This is a genomic window from Mucilaginibacter sp. PAMB04168, assembly GCF_039634365.2.
Classification (GTDB): Bacteria; Bacteroidota; Bacteroidia; order Sphingobacteriales; family Sphingobacteriaceae; genus Mucilaginibacter.
Map to the genome: position 1 here is coordinate 1409185 of NZ_CP155079.2, position 21681 is coordinate 1430865.

16 protein-coding genes are annotated in these 21681 nt (G+C 43.3%); 11 read left to right on the forward strand and 5 right to left on the reverse strand.

Annotated features, from left to right (window positions below):
• Nucleotides 1-43: 43 nt before the first annotated feature.
• From mraY to ABDD94_RS06140, 9 genes are all read left to right on the forward strand, one after another.
• A complete protein-coding gene (mraY, locus tag ABDD94_RS06100) occupies nt 44-1285 on the forward strand; it encodes a phospho-N-acetylmuramoyl-pentapeptide-transferase (protein WP_345948415.1) in 1242 nt (413 codons plus the stop codon).
• A gap of 30 nt (nt 1286-1315) precedes the next feature.
• Nucleotides 1316-2695: a UDP-N-acetylmuramoyl-L-alanine--D-glutamate ligase gene (gene murD / locus ABDD94_RS06105; RefSeq protein ID WP_345955102.1), complete on the forward strand. Its 1380-nt coding sequence runs from the start codon at nt 1316-1318 to the stop codon at nt 2693-2695.
• 101 nt (nt 2696-2796) lie between these two features.
• Nucleotides 2797-3972 carry a putative peptidoglycan glycosyltransferase FtsW gene (locus ABDD94_RS06110; RefSeq protein WP_345948413.1) on the forward strand — a complete coding sequence of 392 codons (1176 nt, stop codon included), beginning with the start codon at nt 2797-2799 and terminating at the stop codon, nt 3970-3972.
• A 55-nt stretch (nt 3973-4027) separates the two neighbouring features.
• Entirely contained in the window at nt 4028-5185 is a 1158-nt protein-coding gene (murG, locus tag ABDD94_RS06115; protein WP_345955103.1) for an undecaprenyldiphospho-muramoylpentapeptide beta-N-acetylglucosaminyltransferase, read from the forward strand.
• Between the two features lie 123 nt (nt 5186-5308).
• A complete protein-coding gene (gene murC, locus ABDD94_RS06120) occupies nt 5309-6673 on the forward strand; it encodes a UDP-N-acetylmuramate--L-alanine ligase (protein WP_345955980.1) in 1365 nt (454 codons plus the stop codon).
• The gene (locus ABDD94_RS06125; protein WP_345955104.1) at nt 6663-7541 is read left to right on the forward strand and encodes a cell division protein FtsQ; all 879 of its coding nucleotides are present in this window, start codon (nt 6663-6665) and stop codon (nt 7539-7541) included. Before murC ends, ABDD94_RS06125 begins: the two co-directional genes overlap by 11 nt.
• A gap of 2 nt (nt 7542-7543) precedes the next feature.
• Entirely contained in the window at nt 7544-8887 is a 1344-nt protein-coding gene (gene ftsA / locus ABDD94_RS06130; protein WP_345955105.1) for a cell division protein FtsA, read from the forward strand.
• A 124-nt stretch (nt 8888-9011) separates the two neighbouring features.
• Complete coding sequence (gene ftsZ, locus ABDD94_RS06135; RefSeq protein ID WP_345955106.1) at nt 9012-10601, forward strand: cell division protein FtsZ; 1590 nt, start codon at nt 9012-9014, stop codon at nt 10599-10601.
• A 90-nt stretch (nt 10602-10691) separates the two neighbouring features.
• On the forward strand, nt 10692-11798 hold the full coding sequence (locus ABDD94_RS06140; RefSeq protein ID WP_345955107.1) for a hypothetical protein: 1107 nt from the start codon (nt 10692-10694) through the stop codon (nt 11796-11798).
• A 143-nt stretch (nt 11799-11941) separates the two neighbouring features.
• Here ABDD94_RS06140 and ABDD94_RS06145 read toward each other — a convergent pair whose 3' ends face one another.
• Nucleotides 11942-12430 carry a hypothetical protein gene (locus tag ABDD94_RS06145; RefSeq protein ID WP_345955108.1) on the reverse strand — a complete coding sequence of 163 codons (489 nt, stop codon included), beginning with the start codon at nt 12428-12430 and terminating at the stop codon, nt 11942-11944.
• A 268-nt stretch (nt 12431-12698) separates the two neighbouring features.
• Between ABDD94_RS06145 and ABDD94_RS06150 the strand changes: the two genes are divergently transcribed.
• Both ABDD94_RS06150 and ABDD94_RS06155 read left to right on the forward strand, forming a co-directional pair.
• Complete coding sequence (locus tag ABDD94_RS06150) at nt 12699-13943, forward strand: aminotransferase class I/II-fold pyridoxal phosphate-dependent enzyme (RefSeq protein ID WP_345955109.1); 1245 nt, start codon at nt 12699-12701, stop codon at nt 13941-13943.
• 370 nt (nt 13944-14313) lie between these two features.
• Nucleotides 14314-14496 carry a histone H1 gene (locus tag ABDD94_RS06155; protein ID WP_345948405.1) on the forward strand — a complete coding sequence of 61 codons (183 nt, stop codon included), beginning with the start codon at nt 14314-14316 and terminating at the stop codon, nt 14494-14496.
• 180 nt (nt 14497-14676) lie between these two features.
• Here the strand turns inward: ABDD94_RS06155 and dapA are convergent, their stop codons facing one another.
• From dapA to ABDD94_RS06175, 4 genes are all read right to left on the reverse strand, one after another.
• Nucleotides 14677-15558, reverse strand: coding sequence for a 4-hydroxy-tetrahydrodipicolinate synthase (gene dapA, locus ABDD94_RS06160; protein WP_345955110.1), 882 nt, complete (start codon nt 15556-15558; stop codon nt 14677-14679).
• 107 nt (nt 15559-15665) lie between these two features.
• On the reverse strand, nt 15666-18119 hold the full coding sequence (locus tag ABDD94_RS06165) for a DUF5686 and carboxypeptidase regulatory-like domain-containing protein (protein WP_345955111.1): 2454 nt from the start codon (nt 18117-18119) through the stop codon (nt 15666-15668).
• A gap of 203 nt (nt 18120-18322) precedes the next feature.
• The gene (ligA, locus tag ABDD94_RS06170) at nt 18323-20335 is read right to left on the reverse strand and encodes an NAD-dependent DNA ligase LigA (RefSeq protein ID WP_345955112.1); all 2013 of its coding nucleotides are present in this window, start codon (nt 20333-20335) and stop codon (nt 18323-18325) included.
• A gap of 110 nt (nt 20336-20445) precedes the next feature.
• Nucleotides 20446-21642 (reverse strand): cation:proton antiporter, encoded by a 1197-nt coding sequence (locus ABDD94_RS06175; protein WP_345955113.1) that lies wholly within the window; start codon nt 21640-21642, stop codon nt 20446-20448.
• Nucleotides 21643-21681: the final 39 nt, after the last annotated feature.

Consider the following 21681-nt stretch of genomic DNA (forward strand, 5'->3'; position numbering starts at 1 on the left):
ACTTAATTAACTAATAACACAATCAACTCAATAACCAAAACTCATGCTCTATTACCTGTTTAGCTATCTGGATCGCAACTACAATATCCCTGGTGCAGGGGTGTTTCAGTACTTGACGTTCCGTATGGCTATGGCGGTTATTGTATCGCTGGTGGTTACTACCGTTTGGGGGCGCCGTTTAATCGATTATCTGCGCTTTAAGCAGGTTGGCGAAACCGTGCGTAACTTGGGTTTGGAAGGACAAATGCAAAAAGCAGGTACGCCAACTATGGGTGGTGTTATTATTCTGCTGGGTATCCTGGTGCCTACACTGCTTTTTGCCCGGTTGGATAATATATATATCATTCTAATGCTGGTTACTACAGTTTGGCTGGGTGCAATTGGCTTTTTAGATGATTACATAAAAGTATTTAAAAAGAACAAAGAAGGCTTGGCTGGCAGGTTCAAAATTACAGGTCAGGTGAGCCTGGCCCTCATTGTAGGCTGGACTATGTATTTTCATACTGACATCAAGATGCGCCAGGAAGTAAAGCTGCCAGTTAAATATGACGCACCGGTAAGTTATCATTTAAAGAACGGCACGCCGGTTTATACTCAGGATGTAAAGACCACCAAAACTACCGTTCCCTTTTATAAGAACAATGAGTTTGATTACGGTAAGGTGCTCAAGTTTTTAGGCGGTAATTACGAGCGTTATGCACTCATGGTGTTCATGTTTTTTGTGATTATGATTATCACGTTCGTATCAAACGGTGCAAATATTACTGATGGGATTGATGGTTTAGCCACCGGTACATCGGCTATAATTGGGGTAACACTGGCAGTACTGGCTTATGTATCGGGTAACGTGCTCATTGCCGATTACCTGAACATTATGTATATACCCAACACAGGTGAGCTGGTGATTTTTGCCGGTGCCTTTGTAGGGGCATGCGTAGGGTTTTTATGGTATAACTCGTTCCCTGCCCAGGTATTTATGGGTGATACGGGCAGTTTAGCCATTGGCGGTATCATAGCCGTGTTTGCCATCCTGATTCGTAAGGAACTGATGCTGCCTCTACTGTGCGGCATATTCGTGGTAGAGAATGCATCGGTAATTATGCAGGTGAGCTGGTTTAAATTCACCAAAAAGCGCTTTGGCGAAGGGCGCCGGGTGTTCCTGATGGCACCGCTGCATCACCACTACCAAAAAAGAGGTTTCCATGAAGCTAAAATTGTAACCCGTTTTTGGATTATCGGTATTATGCTGGCCATTATAACCGTAATTACACTGAAGCTGAGATAAGAGTAGAGCGAAGCGACAAGATAAGACTAAATGAACGAACCAAATAACATATCAACAACTGCGACTGCCACAGGCAAAAGGCTAGTGGTGCTTGGCGCTGGCGAAAGCGGCGTGGGTGCGGCTTACCTGGCCCAGCAGCAGGGGTATGATGTTTTTGTTTCAGATTTCGGTGCCATTGCCGACCAATATAAAGCACAACTGCAAGGCTGGAATATCCGCTTTGAGGAGAAGCAACATACCGAAGCGGAGATATTTAAAGCTGCAGAGGTGGTAAAAAGCCCGGGCATACCCGAAAAAGCACCGCTAATTAAGGCGCTGCGCGAAAAAGGAATTCCGGTAATTTCCGAAATTGAATTTGCCGGTAGGTATACTAATGCCAACATCATTGGCATCACTGGTTCAAACGGTAAAACTACCACCAGCAGCTTAACCTATCACATTCTGAAAAATGCGGGATTAAATGTTGGCCTTGCAGGTAACATAGGCAAAAGCTTTGCCTACCAGGTGGCAACCCAAAAGTTTGACCACTATGTGCTGGAGCTAAGCAGCTTTATGCTCGATGATATGTACAAGTTTAGGGTAAATATTGCCGTGCTGCTCAATATTACGCCCGATCACTTGGACCGGTACGATTACCAGCTGCAGAACTATGCCGATAGCAAGTTCCGCATTGCGCAAAATCAAACCGCCGATGATTACTTTATTTACTGTGCTGATGATGCCGAAACCTTGAAAGGTATGGCAACACGCACGTTTGCAGCGCAGCTGCTTCCATTTTCAATAAGCAAAACATTACCATTGGGCGCATACCTCAATGGCGAAGAACTAACCATAAATACACCAAACAACCATCTTCAAATGACTATCACCAAATTAGCCTTACAGGGTAAGCACAACATCTACAATTCAATGGCGTCCGGGATTGTGTCGAAAGTACTGGAATTGCGGAATGACAATATCCGTGAGAGCATGGGCGATTTCAAAAGTGTACCCCATCGTTTAGAGCACGTGGCCGATATATCGGGCATCAGGTTCATCAACGATTCTAAAGCTACCAATGTAAACTCTACCTGGTATGCGTTAGAAAGCATGCCCGATAACAAGGTGGTGCTTATTTTAGGTGGTGTAGACAAAGGGAATGATTATAACGAATTAACCAGCCTGGTAAAAAGCAAAGTAAAAGCTATTGTATGCCTGGGTACAAACAACCAGCGTATACATGATGCCTTTGCCGATGAGGTGAAAAATATTGTAGATACAACATCGGCTAAAGATGCTGTAGCTGCCGCCTATAAACTGGCTACTAAAGGTGATACCGTGTTGCTTTCACCTGCTTGTGCCAGCTTCGATTTGTTTAAAAACTACGAAGAACGCGGCAACCAGTTTAAGCAAGCTGTAATGGAGCTGTAATCGCTTTTTACGGCGAGTGTGCAGATGTATAAATGAATAAAAATTGTGATAGGGAAGATGTGTGGTCATTTAAAAGAATCAGCATAATTATATTTTAGAAGATGCATAGGATATTAAGCAGAACAAAAGGCGATAGGTGGATATGGCTTATTGTGATCGTACTTTCAGTAATATCATTGCTGGCTGTGTACAGTTCAACCGGCACACTCGCTTACAAGCAGGGTAAGGCCAATGAAACGTACCTGCTGAAGCACATGTTTATGATGATTGGCGGGGTTGCACTAATGTATATATCGCACAAGCTGGATTACCGGTATTATGCTGGTATCTCTAAATTGCTGATGGCCATTACCATTCCGTTGCTGCTGTATACGCTCATTTTTGGTAACCACGTAAACGATGCCAGCCGTTGGATAGCCATACCGGGTACCGGATTAACATTCCAAACATCCGATTTGGCTAAACTGGCTTTAATTACCTACCTGGCACGTACACTGTCGCGCAAACAGGAAAATATAAAGGACGTTAAGCAATCTTTCATTCCCATTATGGGTTCGGTATGCGTAGTGTTCATCTTAATTGCGCTGGCCAACTTATCAACTGCCATGATGCTTTTTGGTGTAAGCATCCTGTTATTGATTATTGGTCGTATCAGCGTAAAGCAAATTGCTGTAGTATGTTTGGCAGGCGCAGTATTGCTTACCGGTGTAATCTTATTAGGCCCGCGTCGTAAAACCTATATCTCACGTATCAACACCTTCATGCACCCCGAAAAGGTGGATCATGATAAGTCGTTCCAGTCAGACCATGCTAAAATAGCTATCGCTACCGGCGGTGTTGTAGGTAAGGGACCGGGTAACAGTACCGAGCGTAACTTTTTACCGCACCCTTATTCGGATTTTATTTACGCCACCATTATTGAAGAGTATGGACTAATGGGCGGGTTGTTCATAATTCTGATATACCTGTTCCTGCTGTACCGATGCATTAAGATAGTGACCAAAGCGCCTAAGGCCTTCGGGGCTTTATTGGCTGCGGGCTTAAGTTTTAGCTTAACCATACAGGCTTTTGCCAACATGGCCGTAGCCGTAGGTTTGGGGCCTGTAACCGGTGTGCCGCTGCCGTTGGTAAGCATGGGTGGTACATCCATACTATTCACCAGCGTGGCTTTTGGTATCATTCTATCTGTAAGTCGCCATATTGATGAGAATGAAGCAAGTAAAGAGAAAGAAGCGAATAAAAAAATAGTTGTAGGGAAGATTTTGGAAGTAGCTTAAACTACAAGAGCCAAGAATCGAAATCAAGATACAACAATAAAACGCATATATAACAATGTCGATCGGATCAGAAAATACCGCTATTCCAACTCCCTCTTCAGGAAGCCAAGGGCCACGTATCATTATAAGTGGTGGTGGTACTGGCGGGCATATATTTCCGGCGGTAGCTATTGCCAATGCATTAAAAAAGCTTAATCCGGCAACCGAGATATTGTTTGTAGGTGCCAATGGCCGCATGGAGATGGAAAAAGTTCCGGCGGCTGGCTACAAGATTATCGGACTGGATATACAGGGCATACAGCGTAAAGCTGTTTGGCGCAATATTTTATTTCCGGTTAAGCTTATTGCGAGCATTGGCAAAGCGGCTGGTATAATAAACGATTTTAAACCCGATGCTGCAGTAGGTGTAGGAGGTTATGCTTCAGGCCCGCTGTTGTACGCGGCCTCATTAAAAGGCATCCCTACTTTAATACAAGAGCAAAACTCTTATGCAGGTATTACCAATAAATGGCTAAGCAAAAAGGCAAAAAAGATATGTGTTGCCTTTGATGGGATGGAAAAATTTTTTCCGGCTGGCAAAATCGTAAAAACAGGCAATCCTGTGCGTAAGCAGTCGGTAGATACGGTGGGCAAGCGTGAGGAGGCTATGGCGCAGTTTAAACTGTCGCCCAATAAAAAGACCATCTTGGTAACTGGTGGTAGTTTAGGTGCACGTACCCTCAATCATAGTCTGCTGGCCGATTTGGATAAGATTATTGCTGCAGATGTGCAGCTTATTTGGCAAACCGGCAAGGTTTACTACCAGGGTATTATGAGCAAATTGGGCGAAAGTTATCACCCTAACATTTGCATACTGGAGTTTTTAAACCGCATGGATTTGGCCTATGCTGCAGCCGATGTAATTATTTCGCGTGCGGGTGCCGGCACTATTGCGGAGTTATGTATTGTGGGCAAGCCGGTTATATTGGTGCCTTCGCCCAATGTGGCCGAAGATCATCAAACCAAAAACGCAATGGCCCTGGTACAAAGTAACGCTGCTTTATTTATTAGCGATACCAATGCCGAAACCAAACTGATACCGGCCGCACTGGAGTTGTTACGCAATCCCGGGCAGCAGGCTAAGCTAAGTGCAAGCATCAGCAAACTGGCCTTACCAAGCGCCGATGATGTGATTGCGCAGCACGTGATAGATATTATAAAAGAGAATAAATAAAAGAACCTAAAATAAAAATGTCATCTCGAACGGTAGTGAGAGATCTTTTCAAACAATAAAGGCTTATCGCTTAGAAAAGATATCTCCTTAGCAATCGAAAGGACAGTACGGAATAAAAGAATGATGGAACTACGCAACATACAACGCGTTTACCTGGTTGGAATCGGGGGGATAGGCATGAGTGGCCTTGCCCGGTATTTCAACCATTTGGGCTGTATGGTATGCGGATACGATAAAACCGAAACACCATTAACCGACGCTTTGAATGCAGAAGGAATGGACATTATTTTTACCGATGATGCCAGTCTGGTGCCTGCCGAGTTTGACGAACCTAACCAGGGTACGTTAATTATCTTCACACCGGCTATTCCTCAAGATTCGGCCATACTCAATTATTTTAAAGCAAATAGGTTTGAGCTTTACAAGCGCTCACAGGTGCTGGGCATTATTAGCAAAGGCTTGTTTACTGTAGCCGTAGCGGGTACACACGGCAAAACTACCACTTCAAGCCTTATAACGCACATCCTTACCGCAGCCGGTAAAGATTGTACGGCATTTTTAGGTGGTATTGCAACCAATTACAACAGTAATGTACTTTACGGGGGCTCTAATTTGGTAGTTGTTGAGGCGGATGAGTATGACCGCTCCTTCCTGACCCTGTACCCGGATATTGCCGTGATCACTTCTATGGATGCTGATCATTTGGATATTTACGGCGACCATGGGCAGCTTACCGATTCGTTCCGCATGTTTGCTTCGCAAATTAAGGCGGGCGGCAAACTGATAGCTAAACAAGGCTTGCCGCTAAACCATGAGCGTGCCACGTATACCATTGGCGCCGAAGCTGCCGATGCCATTGCTCACAACATCCGTATCCAAAACGGTAGCTTTTATTTCGATTTCCAAAATGGCGATACTGCCATCAATGATATTGAAATGGGCATACCGGGTTTGCATAATATCGAAAATGCAGTTGCGGCCATACAAGCAGCCTTGTATTTAAATGTTACCGGCAATGTGATCAAGGCAGCGCTGGCATCTTTTAAAGGTGTAAAACGCAGGTTCGAGTACATTGTAAGAACAGAGAAGCATGTGTATATAGATGACTATGCTCATCACCCCGAGGAGCTGAAAGCTTGTATTGCATCCGTTAAAAAACTATATCCAGATGTTAAGCTCACCACGGTATTCCAGCCGCATCTGTTTACCCGCACACGCGATTTTGCCGATGGATTTGCTGAAGCCTTGGATATGACCGATGAATTGCTGATGCTGGATATTTACCCGGCTCGTGAGCTGCCTATAGACGGTGTGGATGCGCATACCATTTTAAACCGAATGCAGTTGGCAGATAAACACCTGCTCAGCAAACAAGAAGTGATAAAACGCGTACAAGACCTGCAGCCCCAATTGTTGCTGACGGTAGGCGCCGGCGATATTGACCAATTAGTTGAACCTTTAAAACAAGCGTTTGGATATGTGGAATAGAATACCCTGGAAGCGCATTGGCATTATGTTTAGCTGGTTAATTAGCATTACCGGCCTTATTGTGCTGATGAGTTTCATCAGCATTAAAAAATCAGCAGTGGTTTGTACCGGTGTAAGGGTATTTATACCAGGCAACGAGTACTTTATTGATCAGAACGAGGTAGACAATATTTTGCAGGTAAGCAGCCATACGCTGGTAGGCCGCAAAATGGAGAATATTAATATACATGCCCTGGAAAAAAAATTGCAGGCTAATCCGTTTATCGAATCGGCCAAGGTATTTGCCGATATGGATGGACTGATCAGGGTGCAGATAACGCAACGCCATCCGGTGCTGCGCGTCCTGAACCGGTTTGATCAGGACTTTTATGTGGATGAGCATGGTTTAAAAATACCACTGTCTAACAATTTTACCGCAAGGGTGTTAGTGGCCAATGGTTATATAGACGAACTTTTTGCCAATCGTATAGATACCTTGCAAACCAGGCTGGCCAGGGACGTTTTCAACACAGTAGCGTTTATCAGAAAAGACACCCTTTGGAATGCACAGATAGCGCAAATTTATGTAAACCAAAGCCGCGAGATTGAGTTGATACCCCGTGTAGGCAACCATAAGATACTATTAGGCAATGCCGACTCGCTGGCCAGTAAGTTTCATAACCTGGAAATATTTTATAAACAGGCCTTGCCACAGGTAGGGTGGGATAAATACAAAGTCATCAACATTAAATACGCCAACCAAGTGGTAGGCATCAAAACAGAAGGTTATACTGATAGCACATCAGTAAAAGTTATAAAGCCTAACAAGGCAGATTCATTAGTTAAGAAACAGCAGTTATTTAAAGATACATCATCCCAATTGAATTAGTTATGGAAAAAAGCATACCGCAGGAAAAGAGCTCGCCAATAGTAGTAGGACTGGATATTGGTACTACTAAAATATGCGCTATTGTTGGGCGCAGGAGCAAAAACGGAAAGATAGAAGTACTGGGAATTGGCAAGGCAGAATCGGCCGGTGTAACCCGTGGGATGGTATCGAACATTGATAAAACCGTGCAGGGTATTTTGCAAGCAGTTGATGTGGCAGGCTCACAATCGAACGTCGAAATTCGTATCGTAAACGTGGGTATTGCCGGTCAGCATATTAAAAGCTTACAGCATCGCGGCTTAATTACCCGTCGTGATTTGAATACAGAAATCGGCCGCAAGGATATTGACAAGCTGATTGAAGATATGTATAACCTGGTGATGCCTCCGGGAGAGGAGATCATTCATGTGTTACCACAGGAATTTACGGTTGATAATGAGCCGGGCATTAAAGATCCGATCGGGATGTCGGGTGTTAGGCTTGAGGCAAATTTCCATATCATATCAGGTCAGGTTACCGCAATTAAAAACATTGTAAAATGTGTAACCAAAGCACAGTTAGAAAGCCAGGAGCTGATACTGGAGCCATTGGCCTCTTCAGAATCGGTATTGAGCGATGAGGAAAAAGAAGCAGGTGTAGTGCTGGTTGATATTGGTGGTGGTACAACCGACGTGGCTATTTTTCACGAAGGTATCATTCGTCATACCGCAGTTATTCCTTTTGGCGGTAACAGCATCACCGAGGATATTCGCGAAGGCTGTTCTGTTATGCGCAATATTGCTGAGCAACTGAAAGTAAGATTTGGTTCGGCCCTGGCAGACGAGAACAAAGAAAACGAAATTGTATGCGTACCGGGTTTGCGCGGTAGGGAAGCGAAAGAAATTTCGGTAAAAAACCTGGCGTACATCATCCAGGCCCGTATTGAGGAAATTATTGAGCACGTATACTACGAAATCAAATCATCTGGTTACGAAAAGAAACTGATTGCCGGTATTGTAATAACCGGTGGTGGTGCACAGCTAAAGCACTTATCGCAACTGGTGGAATATGTTACCGGTTTAGATTGCCGTATTGGTTACCCCAATGAGCACCTGGCCAAAAATGAAGTATTGCCAAAGGGTACTTATGAAGAGCTGCAAAGCCCAACATTTGCTACCGGTATTGGTTTGCTTATAAAAGGTATTCAAAAAATGGAGTACAACAACCAGGCGGTTACCTTGCCTGCAGCCAAAGTTGAAAAAGCCAAATACACCGATGAGCGCAAGTTTGGTTTACTGGGCAAAATTTTGGAAACAGGCAAAAAGTTCATTAAAGACGATATTAAAGACGAGGATTTTTTGAAATAATTAGCAGGTGATATTTTATTAATAAACTGTTAAAAGTTGACAAGATATCATCAAAAAAAGTCTTAATATTACATAACATAAAATAGCATATCCATCGATTCACATATCCCTGAAAATTAGTATCATGCAGTTCGAGATGTTAAAAGAAAAATCGTCAATCATCAAAGTTGTTGGTGTTGGCGGTGGCGGCGGTAACGCGGTAAACCACATGTACAAGCAAGGTATTACCGGCGTTGACTTCATAATTTGTAACACAGATGCGCAGGCGCTTGAGCTTAGCCCTATACCTAACAAGGTACAATTAGGTGCAAGTTTAACAGAGGGTATGGGTGCCGGTTCAATTCCGGAAGTAGGTAAAAACTCGGCTATTGAAAACATTGAGGATGTGAAGCAAATGCTGGGCAGCAATACCAAAATGCTGTTTATTACCGCAGGTATGGGTGGTGGTACCGGTACAGGTGCAAGCCCAATTATTGCAAAAGCAGCCCGCGAAATGGATATTTTAACCGTGGGTATCATAACTACGCCGTTCTCTTTTGAGGGTAAGCGTCGTAAAATGCAGGCCGAAGAGGGTTTGGAAGAACTGAAAAAGTATGTGGATTCTTTTTTGGTGATCTCAAACGATAAAATGCGTCAGATCTTTGGTAATCTTACCTTAGGATCGGCATTTGCTCAGGCTGATGATATTTTAACTACTGCCGCCAAAGGCATAGCTGAAATTATTACACACCCCGGCTATATCAACGTTGATTTTAAAGACGTGCGTACCGTAATGAAAGATAGCGGTGTGGCCATCATGGGTAGTTATGCTGCCGATGGTGATAACCGTGCCTCACGTGCGGTTGAAGGAGCCCTGTCATCACCGTTGTTAAAAGATAACCAGATTGAAGGTGCCCGCTACATCCTGTTAAACATCAGCTCGGGTACTGAGCAGGAGGTTACTATGGACGAGGTGAGCATTATTACCGATTACATACAAGAAGAAGCCGGTTTAGCAGCCGACCTGATTTGGGGTAACTGTATAGACGAAAGCCTGGGTAACAAAATTTCGGTTACCATCATAGCAACCGGTTTCCAAACCAAAGACGAGCGCGAGAAAGAGCAAAGCAACAAAAAGGTGGTATCCATGCTGATGCCCGAAAATACACCACTGGTAAAACCGGTCAACGAGTTTGTTAAGCCTTCGGTTAAAGAGGATGTAACGGCTAAAGTGGTTACGTCACAGCAAAAGCAAAACAATCTGTTTGATTTGTTGGCACATAACGAAGAGGAGCAAGGTGTGGTACGCCATAACCTGATGGATGAGGAGCCTGAAGAAGCTCCGGAACCAGAAGAAAATGGCCTTGTATTTAAAGTTACCGAAACGGTAATGAACTTTGAGCCTTTGCCACAGCCAGCCCCGGTACAACCTGAGCCAGAACCAACACCTGCACCCATGGTAAGCGCTGATGAAAGCAAAACCAATGAGTCTATAGAAGAGCAGTTGCGTAAATCGCGCGAGCGCATTATGCGACTGAAGGACCTGAGCATGAAGTTGCGCAACGGCAACATCCAGGAGCTGGAAAACGTACCGGCCTACAAGCGTAAAGAAATTTCGCTGCAGCAAACACCGGCTTCTAACGAAAGCTCTATCTCTAAGTTCTCCCTGTCTGAAAACGACGGTAACCCGGAGATTCGCAAGAACAACTCGTTTTTGCACGATAATGTAGACTAAGCGAAATTCATCTGCATAAAAAAAAGCCCTTGCGTAAGCAAGGGCTTTTTTTTATGTTAGTCTGTCGGTAATAAAGCTGATATACCATAAATGAACATTAAGGAAACTGAAGAAGTATTGCACTGTACTGGCTGCGGCGCTAAGCTTATTTACAATTTTGCAACGCATGCCAACAAGTGTGAGTATTGTGGCAATGCTTATAAAATTAAAGCCGGTAAAAAGCCAGTCAGCGCAGGCTCTAAAACCTCAAATGCGGGCTGCATTCCCTTTAAGCGAGACATAACCGAGGTTAAAAGCAAATTATTGCATTGGATAATTGAGGGTGACCAAACGCCTACTGATATATTATCTGCCGATTTTGAGTTGGAGAAGGCTTATTTTCCACTATGGTATTTCGAAGGGAAATACAAGGGCCATTTTAATGCATTAAACAAAAAAGGAAAAGTTGATGGGGCCGACCAGCCTTTAAGCGGAGCATTCTCGATATACGCTTATGGCGGTAAAGCTGAAGAAGATGGAAGCGTAATAAGTAACTTTGTAACATCAATCGATAAAAGTCTAATTGTTCCATTTGACGACGTTGAAACTGACGGCGTAACATTAAACAAAATTGCTGATCGTAATTCCTGTTGGAACACCTATGGCAACTTAAGTGTGGCAAACAGTGTATACGTTCAGTTAAGCAACCAATACGGTAAAGATTCAAGTTTGTTTAAGCATTACTTAACCTACGAGTTGGAGGCGGCTAACGCTTTTTATCTGCCATGCTGGTCTCTGTCCTGCATGTACGGCGATACTTTTTATGATGTTTACATGGACGATATTTCTGGCAAAATAATAGGAGAGAGACCCGTTGAACAGTATATGGAGCCACCTTTGCGAGCAGCCATTTTTAAAAAATATGCTCTGGTTGGCTTAGGGCTTTGGTTTGGCATGCTTATAGTTCGCGCGTTTTTAGCAGCTGTAGTAGGCGGGCACTTTAATCCTTATGACAATTATTACAATAATATTCTTTTTAGCGAAGGTGCAGGTTTATACTGGCTGTTAAGAGGAGCCCTGTTTTTACTGGTACTCCCTGCAGTTATGGCAATTATCTTTTACCCAAACATGGTAAATAAATTTTATAGAAAAAGAAAAGAGACAAGAATTAAAGATTTGGATTTAATACTGACCGGAAGAAAGCCCGAGGTTTTCTAATTACCGACTGTAAAAGCGCTTTTGAATGTGATGGTCACAACTGTACCTTTTTGCATTGTTCTGCAAAAAGGAACAGTTGTTGGAAAAACTTCCAGTCTATCGACGGCCATGCCTTACAATTTTAGCCTACAGCTTTGCAATAGCTACCCCCACTTTTCGTCATCATTTGCCCATTTATTGCGGCGCAAATCAAATGATTCTGCATCATCATGCATCATTAGGTAAACGGGCTTTGTCAAGCCGGAGTTGTCAACTTTTGCCCAGCATTGTATGAACCAGTTTATAAACAGGTCTTTTTGCTTTTCGTAAAAATCATCTATTTCCTGGTCGCTTAAATCATAACTGTCATAGTCCAGGTCATAGTCATAGCCACTCAGCACTCCGTCGGGGTAACTGGCCAAAAGAGGTTTAAATCCTAACTGTGTTTCATCCTGATCCATAAGGTAAACAACAGGCCTGTATCCGTCCGCAAAAATTTCAATATCAATTAGGTATATGTCGTTAGGTGTGTGGTGTTTGTACAGGCTATAATCGCCTCTGGCCACACTATTCAAATCGGTTACAAGTTCTTGGCTTATGGTCTCCAGATGTTGTTGGGTTAATTGCAATACTTCCTGAATGTGAGTTTTCATAATAAGGTCGTGTTGATACTTTAAAGCAAAATACAGATTTTTAATGTTAACACTGTATGCTTTGTATTTATCTAAGCCACAGTTTTTTCAAGTGTTAGCATCATACTATTCAATTAATCACGTATGGCAAATCTCAATAATGCCAATTAAAGATGGCTATTTAACACAAGTAATTAGTTATAAGCTATTATAATAAGTTATAACGATTGCTACCCTGCACTTTTAGCACTATATTTGCGTAGATATTTAACGATTAGAGATACGCATTTTGGATTTATTTGACAAGATATCGAAAAACTTAGGTGGTCCTATTGGGATGCACCAGAAATGGTCGCACGGTTATTTCTCGTTCCCCAAACTGGAGGGCGAAATATCGGCACATATGAATTTTAATGGCAAAGAGCACCTGGTTTGGAGCCTGAACAATTACCTGGGTTTGGCCAATCATCCGGAGGTTCGTAAAGCTGATGCGCAAGCTGCCGCTGACTATGGGATGGCTTACCCGATGGGTGCCCGCATGATGTCTGGCAATACCAAAGAGCACGAATCATTAGAGCAAGGACTGGCCGAATTTGTAGGCATGGAAGCTGGCTTCTTACTTAACTACGGTTACCAGGGCATGGTATCTATTATTGATACACTGGTTGACCGTAATGATGTGATAGTGTACGATGCCGAATCACACGCCTGTATTATTGATGGCGTACGCCTGCACATGGGCAAGCGTTATGTATACCAGCATAATGATATCGAAAGCTTTGAAAAGCAACTGGAGCGTGCCACCAAGCTAACTGAACAAACAGGTGGCGGCATACTGGTGATTACCGAAGGTGTTTTTGGTATGTCGGGCGCGCAGGGCAAGTTGAAAGAGATTGTAGCATTAAAAGATAAATACAACTTCCGTTTGCTGATTGACGATGCACACGGTTTCGGTACCATGGGCCCAACTGGTGCAGGTACACATGAGGAGCAGGATTGTATTGAAGGTGTGGATGTATACTTTGGTACCTTCGCTAAATCGATGGCCGGTATTGGCGCTTTCGTGGCAGCCAAAGCAGATATTATTGCTTACCTGCGCTATAATATGCGTTCGCAAACGTTTGCTAAAGCATTACCTATGCCTATGGTTATTGGTTTACAAAAGCGTTTCGAACTGCTTAAATCAAAACCCGAACTGCGCGAAAAGCTTTGGACTATTGCCCATACTTTGCAAGCCGGCTTAAAAGAACGTGGATTTGATATTGGCAACACCAATACGATGGTAACACCGGTATTTTTGAAAGGTGAGTTATTGGAAGCCACAAGCCTCACCCGCGATTTGCGTGAGAACTACGGTATATTCTGTTCAATCGTCGTATATCCGGTTATTCCAAAAGGACTGATCGTGCTCCGGCTTATCCCCACTGCAACGCATTCGTTAGAAGATGTGCAGCGCACGCTTGATGCTTACAGTGAAGTAGCACAAAAGCTAAAAGAAGGGGTATACAAAGAAGATTCTATGGCGATTGCCTGATTAAATTACTATAGTAATAAAAAAGCCTTGCCATACATGCAAGGCTTTTTTTGTTACTGCTAACTGCTTACTTATTTAGCAGGTACGCCTTTGCAAACCTCAATTGTGTAATTTTAGCTTCATGCTGACGTTAAAATGGTACCAAATACGTGAAAACTTTTCAATTAATGGATTGTATTGTTACCAATTTCGAATTTATTGGATGCTATTGATAATAGAATTCAACCAAAGTGGCTGCTTAAATTAAAAAGTGCTTAAAAAGTGCTTTAAACGCACTTTTTGGGGTTTAGATATTTTTTTATTCGAAAAAACGCTTTAGATTAGCCTTAGATAAAACAATTAACCTCAATCTTTAAAGGAGTAATTCAAAATGGAAAAATTTAACGAAGTAAAAGAACTTATTGCATCATTAGAAGGCGATGCTGACAAATTTTACAACAAAGGCAACAGCGCTGCTGGTACCCGCGTACGTAAAGGAATGCAAGACCTGAAGAACTTAGCGCAAGCTATCCGTCTTGAGGTTCAAGAGTCAAAAAACAAAGCTGAAAAATAAGCGGAGTCTTTACTTAGTAAAGTATAAAAAGAGCTGGCTCACAAGCCGGCTTTTTTTATGTTTATTATTTTGTTTACAAGATCAGCACGGGTATGTTTGCCGGTTTATACAAACGTTTACATCAAACAAAAAAGCCTGCTTAGCAGGCTTTTTTGTTTGATGTTGAAAGCGGGAGACTACTTACCCCACAATACTCTTTAGTTCGGCGGCAATTTTATTTGCAACAGGTTCACTTACTTGTACCAATGGTAAGCGAAGTGCATCGCCGCAAACCCCTAACTGTTTTAAGGCCGTTTTAATACCGCCCGGGCTTCCATCGGCAAACATTAGGCGGGTAAACTCAATAAGTTCGTAGTGTCCTTGTTGTGCTGCTTTAAAGTTGCCGCTTAAACAGGTATTAACCATGGTCGACAGTTGTTTGGGTAAAGCATTGCCTATAACCGATATTAAGCCTACCGCACCCATCGCCATCATTGGCAGGGTTACCGGGTCATCGCCTGATATGAACAGAAAATCTGCCGGCTTATCGCGCATGATCTGGTTAAACTGATCAAAGTTGCCCGACGCTTCTTTTGTGCCTATAATGTTCTTGAAATCATTGGCTAACCTAACGGTTGTTTCGGCACTTACGTTGCTGCCCGTACGACCGGGCACGTTGTAAAGTATAATAGGCAGCGCAGCGCTTTCGGCAATGGCCTTGTAGTGTTGGTATATGCCTTCCTGAGTAGGTTTGTTGTAGTAAGGACTTGCAGACAAGATAGCGTCATAGCCATTGGTATCAAACTCCTTCACGGCTTCAACAACTTCATGGGTGTTATTGCCGCCAATGCCGGCTACCAGGTTTACACGTTTATTAACTTTTTCGGCCGTAAAAGCCCATATCTTCTTCTTCTCTTCCTTATTTAAAGTGGCGCTCTCGCCGGTTGTACCTAATGATACCAGGTAGTTAATACCACCCTCAACTAGGTAATCAATTAAATTTTCAAGGCCTGCGTAATCAACCTGGCCATTGGCATCAAACGGAGTTACCATAGCTACTCCGGTTCCGTGAAACATTTCCATCTATATTATTAAAAGGGGTGCTAAGATAGCGTTTTCATAGCTACTTAAATCATAACATTCTGTAAATGTTTCATAAACCGGCAGCCGGTACCCTGTTAAACTGCATGCTATAATTTAACACCAAAACGGAACGCCGATGATTCGCGTCCACCTCCATTTAATGTGCGGCCGTACATAAATGTAAAGTTCAAATATCTTACTCCCAAGCCTACTTCTGTATAGTTTTTGAGTGCCGGTGTATGCAGGTAATTTACCTGTACCAATTCCTGTAACTTTAACTTGCGTATAAGCGGTATTTTACTCAGCACAATGCCGCCAAAGTTTTGTTCTATATGGCCTTCTGCATATTGGTTCGGCGTGCTATTGCGGTAAAAATCGAGCAATAGAAATGAGTTAACCGAATTATCAAATACTCTGGTTTGCGTACCCAAAAAATGCTTGTAATCGATGTAATACAACCTGTTGTTATTTGAAAATTTGCCTGCGGCAACATAAAATGACAGCTTGCCATACAATCCTAAATTAATATCCTGTTTAGTTAAGCTGGCCGATAGCAGGTCGAAATCTACATCAGAACCCAGCACGTTTTTTAAGCCCTTAGTATAATTAAGTGTTAATGTAGGGTATTCGGACGGCAAATAATAACGCCCGGTTGGATAGGTGACATAGCGGTTGCTAAAATTATAGCTTAGCCTGGCGCCGATTTTAAACGACTGATTTCGTTCGAACAGTGGCACCCCTTCCATTGCTGGCACAAACGGGTTGTTGGATGTGTATTGCCTGTCGCGGTAAAAAAAGCTGTAAAACGATGTGTTATCCAGCCAGCGCCTGTCGGCATACTCGGCGCTGGCCGTTGCTGTTAGCCCGCCAGCCAGCCGGTGCGACACGCTGATCGCAGCAAAATGCTTATCATACAGTTTCTGAAAGTTATTGCGGTAAAACAGACTGGAAAATGTACTGATAGATGGTGTTAATGGCTCCATGTTGTTCAAATCCACCACATCCGAACCTACGTTAACGCCAATGGTGAAGCTTTTAACCGGTATAACGGCATTAACACTTCCATGCAGCAAATGGTTACTAAAGCCATAGCGTATGCGGCCGCCGAGGCGCAGGTACTTGTTATTTAAGCTATCAATCTGCCGTGTGTAGGTAGCGCCGTAATTTATGGCAAAGCCTTCAACCGTATTATACAACATGGAACCGAGAATCCCTTGAGTGCTAAAATATGTTTTTTGGTAACGGTTGCGTATGTTTATACCCGACAATAAGAAACGTGGAACAGATACCTTGTTAAACTTACGATCTAATGAGTCCAGATAAGGCTTTGATTCGCGCTTTTGGGCCAGTACAGCTTTCTTTTGATAGTCTGTCTTTTCTTCGTCAGTTAAGGGTATGGGCCGCGCCTGCTGCCAGTAGGTCGAATCCTTTTTGTTAACCCCGGCCGTTACTTTCATTACTTCGGCAAAGGTTTTCTTATTAAATGGTGGATCGATGTCGTAATTTTTATATACAGCCACATAATAACCGCCAAACTTAAACCCGAAAAATCCTCCCCTGAATTCGAATTTTACTGACGATGGCATCCATGCTTGTTTTTCCACGGGAATAAATTGCTGCTTAACCGTAATAGTATCCAGCAAGTTAATGCCCGATGATTTGGTCAGGAACACATCAATACTGTGAATACGCCAACTGTCTTCTATAATATAAATATAGCCTTCAAAAGCAGGCTCGTAACGGCGCTTTGGTGTTACTTGTATACGGTTAATAGTTTCGCCATTTTCGACCGTTTCACCCATATATTTATAATTGTAAAACGATAAGGCATTATCAGCAATGGGCGATACGAGTGGCCGGTTGCTCAACCCTTCCCAGTTTTGCAGGTTATCATAAAAGTTTACGCTCAGATCTGATGCGCGGTTGAAGCTGAACGCTCTGTTACTGCCCGATACTTTGGAGGAGACCATTTCCTCATGATACTGATTAGGCCGCAGGTAACTCAGTTTAGATTCAGACTCGGACAAGTACAAAATACCTTTACGGTTTGAGTCGAGCCCCATTTGCTTGGCAAAGTCATCAACATTGCGTCCCATAAATTTTTTGGGCGCGGCTAATAGTCGCTGTAAGCCTTTGATGTAAGTATCACATGTATATGACTTAACTTCGTTTTGGTAAGTTTTGCGCTTGCGAATAGCCTTGCGAATAATGCCATAGGCCGGATCTTCGGCGCCGGCTTTTACCACTACGTTTTGCAGCTGGTAAGCTTCGGGTTGTAACTGGATATCAATAGTTTGGTTTGCTTTTAAACTAACCTGACGTGTTTCTTGCCGGTAGCCAATAGCCTTAAACAATAAATCATAGTTGCCGGTAGGCAATGTAAGGGTATACTGCCCATCACTATTGGCCGGTGAGCCTTTGCTTGTATTTTTAATGACTACTGTAGCAAACGGTATGGGCTGGCCGGTATTATCTTTAACCGTTCCACTCAGCGTAAAAGTTTGGGCCAGTGCGTTAACGCATAACAATAGAAAGGCGAGCAGTGATAAGGTACTTTTCATTATGATTAGGGGTGTGCCCTAAAGATGCGAAAATTCGTTGATGTGCCTTGTTAAAATGTGTTAAAGTTAACGCTGCGTATTTCGGCTTGCCCAGATTCGGGTCTGAGTCTTATACAAGGAGATCCGGCTGCTTTTACCAATGGAATAGCCCTGGTACTTACTATTTCAAAACCACTCAAAGTCACTTCACATTCTTCATACGTCTACTCAATCATTTTCAATAGCTCATCATCGCTTATAATCGGAATATTGAGCTTGTTTGCTTTCTCAAGTTTAGCAGGGCCCATGTTATCGCCGGCTACCAGGTAGTTAAGTTTGGCCGATATGCTGCTGAGTATTTTGCCGCCGTTTTGCTCAATCATTTCTTTGAGATCATCGCGCGAGTATTTTTCAAATACACCCGATATGATGAAGGTTTGGCCAGAGAGCTTTTCGCTTTGCAGCGTTACTTCTTTTTCTTCCGCTGCAAATTGCAGGCCCAGCGTTTTGAGTTTTTGCAATTCCTGTTGGTGTACCTCGCCGCCCATGTATTCAACCAGGCTTTGGGCAATGCGTTCGCCAATTTCTTCCACAGCAATTAGCTCCTCCAGGGTGGCGGCTTGCAAGCGTTCAATGGTTTTAAAGTGGGCTACCAGTTTGCGTGCTACCGTTTCACCTACATAGCGTATGCCTAAGCCAAACAGTACTTTCTCAAAAGGCATTTCTTTTGATTTTTCGATACCCGCCAGCATGTTTGTGATTGATCTTTCGCCAAAACGGTCCATCTTCTTCAGCGAGTCGGCCTGCAAATGCAGTTCGTAAATATCGCTGATGTGGGAAAGAAAACCATGCTGATATAAGGTCTCAATGGTTTCATCCCCCAGTCCGTCTATATCCATGGCCCGGCGGCCCACAAAGTGCTGCATCTTGCTTACAATCTGGGGCGGGCAACCTTCGTCATTAGGACAATAAAATGCCGCTTCGCCTTCCTTGCGTTCCAGCGGTGTATTGCACGATGGACAGTTGGTAATGTAAGCTATCGGCTTAGCATCGGGGTTGCGTTTATTAGGGTTTACGCTGATGATTTTGGGTATAATCTCTCCGCCTTTCTCCACATATACCGAATCGCCCTCGTGTAAATCAAGCCGTAGTATCTCGTTGGCATTGTGCAAGGTGGCACGTTTTACGGTTGTGCCGGCCAGTAATACCGGTTTTAAGTTGGCTACAGGTGTAACCGCACCCGTACGGCCTACGTTGTAGGCTACTCTTTCTAACAGGGTTTCTACCTGTTCGGCCTTGTATTTATAGGATATGGCCCACCGTGGTACTTTGGCAGTAAAGCCCAGTTCTTCCTGCTGTGCATAATTGTTCACTTTAATTACAATGCCATCAATATCAAAGCTCAGGTCAAAGCGTTTTTGTTCCCACTCGTTTATAAAAGCCAGTACTTCATCCATGCCTTTGCATAAACGGGTGTGTTCACTTACATGAAAGCCCCAGCTTTTAACAGCTTGCAGGCTATCCCAGTGGGTTTTAAACAATGGCTTTTCGGTATACAAAAAATACAAAAAGCAATCCAGCGGACGCCGGGCCACCTCGGCCGAATCTTGCAATTTCATGGTACCCGAGGCGAAGTTACGTGGGTTGGCATAAGCTATTTCGCCTTTTTCTATACGCTCATTATTAAGCCGTTCAAATGCCTTGCGGTGCATCAGTACCTCGCCGCGTATCTCAAAAAAGTCGGGATAGTGACCCGGCGCCAGTTTTTTAGGTACGCTGTGTATAGTGCGCACATTGGTGGTAACGTCATCGCCTTCTACACCGTTGCCACGCGTAACGGCACGTACAAGCTTGCCTTGTTCGTAGGCCATGCTCATGCTCAGGCCATCAAACTTTAGCTCCACTACATATTCAAAATTATCGCCTATGGCTTTACGTACGCGTTGGTCAAAATCCAGCAGTTCCTGCTCATTATAGGTATTGCCTAATGAGAGCATAGGCCAGCGGTGTTTTACCGTTTTGAATTCTTTGGTTACTTCTCCGCCTACCCGTTGTGTGGGCGATTCCGGATCGGCATATTCAGGGAATTCTTTTTCCAGTTTGGTAAGTTCCTTCAACAACTGGTCAAAATCATAATCGGATATAGTAGGCTGGGCCAGCACATAATAGTTGTAATTATGTTGTTTAAGCTCAGCTGTTAAGGTCTCAATTCGTTGTTTAGCTTGGTTAGTGGCCATGAGGCGAAGATAATAAGTTTAGTGAGTAGTTGATTGGTCGGGTAGTTAAGTAGTTTTTTAACGCACCCATCCCAAATAAGCTTGAACGTGTTGTGTACTCGACTTAACAATTAAACATTTTCAAACTCAGTTTTACCCACCCTTCGGTTATAGGCAAACAGGCCAATACTCATGATTATGCTAGTGGCCAAAATAACTACGAAAAGCAGACCCGTTTCTACACCAGGGAGGCGCAGGGCAGGGGGCAGGTTATAATAGAGTAGTACGCTGATCAATCCGCGCGGAACAATTACCAATTCGGGCATCAGGTCGGTTTTGGATACCAGCTTTATATACAGAAAACGGATTAAATAAATAGCTACCAGGATAAGGCCGCCTATAATAAGTACCGACCACTTTTGCAATTGGTAAACGTCCATTGTAAAGCCAAATATAACGAAGAAGAACGTTCGCATCAGAAAAGCGCTCTCGGCTGAAAGTTGCAGTAGTTGTTTTAGGTCGATACTTAGACCATGGTAAATAAAATATTTTCGAAACCAGGGCAGGCGTATCTGGTCGGCATTGTTAAGGAATAGCCCAAGTGCCAATACAATAATAAGTGAGGATAAATGGTATGATTGGCCAATGGCATAAACCAGGATGAGCAGCGCAATAATCAAAAAAAACTTAACGTGGTGCGTAATGCGGCCAATAAGGTAAAGCAGGAGCAAACAAGCGCCAAGCGCAAAAGCCATTATGGTAGCCAATTCGGCCCCAAGTTTGGCAAACGACCCTACATTAATATGTTGATTGCTGAGCATGAAGTTGAACAGCACTACTGTAAGAATGTCTGAAAAAGACGATTCGTAAATAATGAATTCCTTTTTATGCTTGCTGATGCTGGATGCCGAAGGTATAGCAATGGCTGAGCTTACTACGCAGAACGGTATAGCGTTTACAAAGCATCGGTAATAATCGCCCCCGCTTAGCTCATAAAGCAGCCAGGAGATACTGAAGGTGGTAACCAACAGAATAATTAATGCCGAAAAAAAGGATCTTTTAATAACCGAATTTTTAGCCGGCGAATACTTTAGCTCCAGTGCACCTTCAAAAACAATAAGTATTAATCCTAGGGTGCCGAGGGTTGGTAATATGGTTGAAAGATCAAACAGTTTAATATTAAAATAATCTAACCCCTGCCTGATGCCCACACCCAGAAAGAGCAACAGTAACACCGACGGTATTTTGGTTTTACCGGCAATGAGGTCGAATAGGTACGAAAAAATGACTAATCCGCTAAGGATTATTAATGTAGTATATGTGCTCAATTGCCGTCCCTCCGAAACCCACCAGTAAGGAGGGCCCTA

Excerpts from the sequence above, each read along its gene's own strand:
- murG (WP_345955103.1), top strand. The coding sequence starts at position 4,028 with ATGTCGATCGGATCAGAAAATACCGCTATTCCAACTCCCTCTTCAGGA.
- ABDD94_RS06110 (WP_345948413.1), top strand. The coding sequence starts at position 2,797 with ATGCATAGGATATTAAGCAGAACAAAAGGCGATAGGTGGATATGGCTT.
- ftsA (WP_345955105.1), top strand. The coding sequence starts at position 7,544 with ATGGAAAAAAGCATACCGCAGGAAAAGAGCTCGCCAATAGTAGTAGGA.
- ABDD94_RS06155 (WP_345948405.1), top strand. The coding sequence starts at position 14,314 with ATGGAAAAATTTAACGAAGTAAAAGAACTTATTGCATCATTAGAAGGC.
- ABDD94_RS06165 (WP_345955111.1), bottom strand. The coding sequence starts at position 18,119 with ATGAAAAGTACCTTATCACTGCTCGCCTTTCTATTGTTATGCGTTAAC.
- ABDD94_RS06140 (WP_345955107.1), top strand. The coding sequence starts at position 10,692 with ATGAACATTAAGGAAACTGAAGAAGTATTGCACTGTACTGGCTGCGGC.
- dapA (WP_345955110.1), bottom strand. The coding sequence starts at position 15,558 with ATGGAAATGTTTCACGGAACCGGAGTAGCTATGGTAACTCCGTTTGAT.
- mraY (WP_345948415.1), top strand. The coding sequence starts at position 44 with ATGCTCTATTACCTGTTTAGCTATCTGGATCGCAACTACAATATCCCT.
- ligA (WP_345955112.1), bottom strand. The coding sequence starts at position 20,335 with ATGGCCACTAACCAAGCTAAACAACGAATTGAGACCTTAACAGCTGAG.
- murD (WP_345955102.1), top strand. The coding sequence starts at position 1,316 with ATGAACGAACCAAATAACATATCAACAACTGCGACTGCCACAGGCAAA.
- ABDD94_RS06125 (WP_345955104.1), top strand. The coding sequence starts at position 6,663 with ATGTGGAATAGAATACCCTGGAAGCGCATTGGCATTATGTTTAGCTGG.
- murC (WP_345955980.1), top strand. The coding sequence starts at position 5,309 with ATGGAACTACGCAACATACAACGCGTTTACCTGGTTGGAATCGGGGGG.
- ftsZ (WP_345955106.1), top strand. The coding sequence starts at position 9,012 with ATGCAGTTCGAGATGTTAAAAGAAAAATCGTCAATCATCAAAGTTGTT.
- ABDD94_RS06145 (WP_345955108.1), bottom strand. The coding sequence starts at position 12,430 with ATGAAAACTCACATTCAGGAAGTATTGCAATTAACCCAACAACATCTG.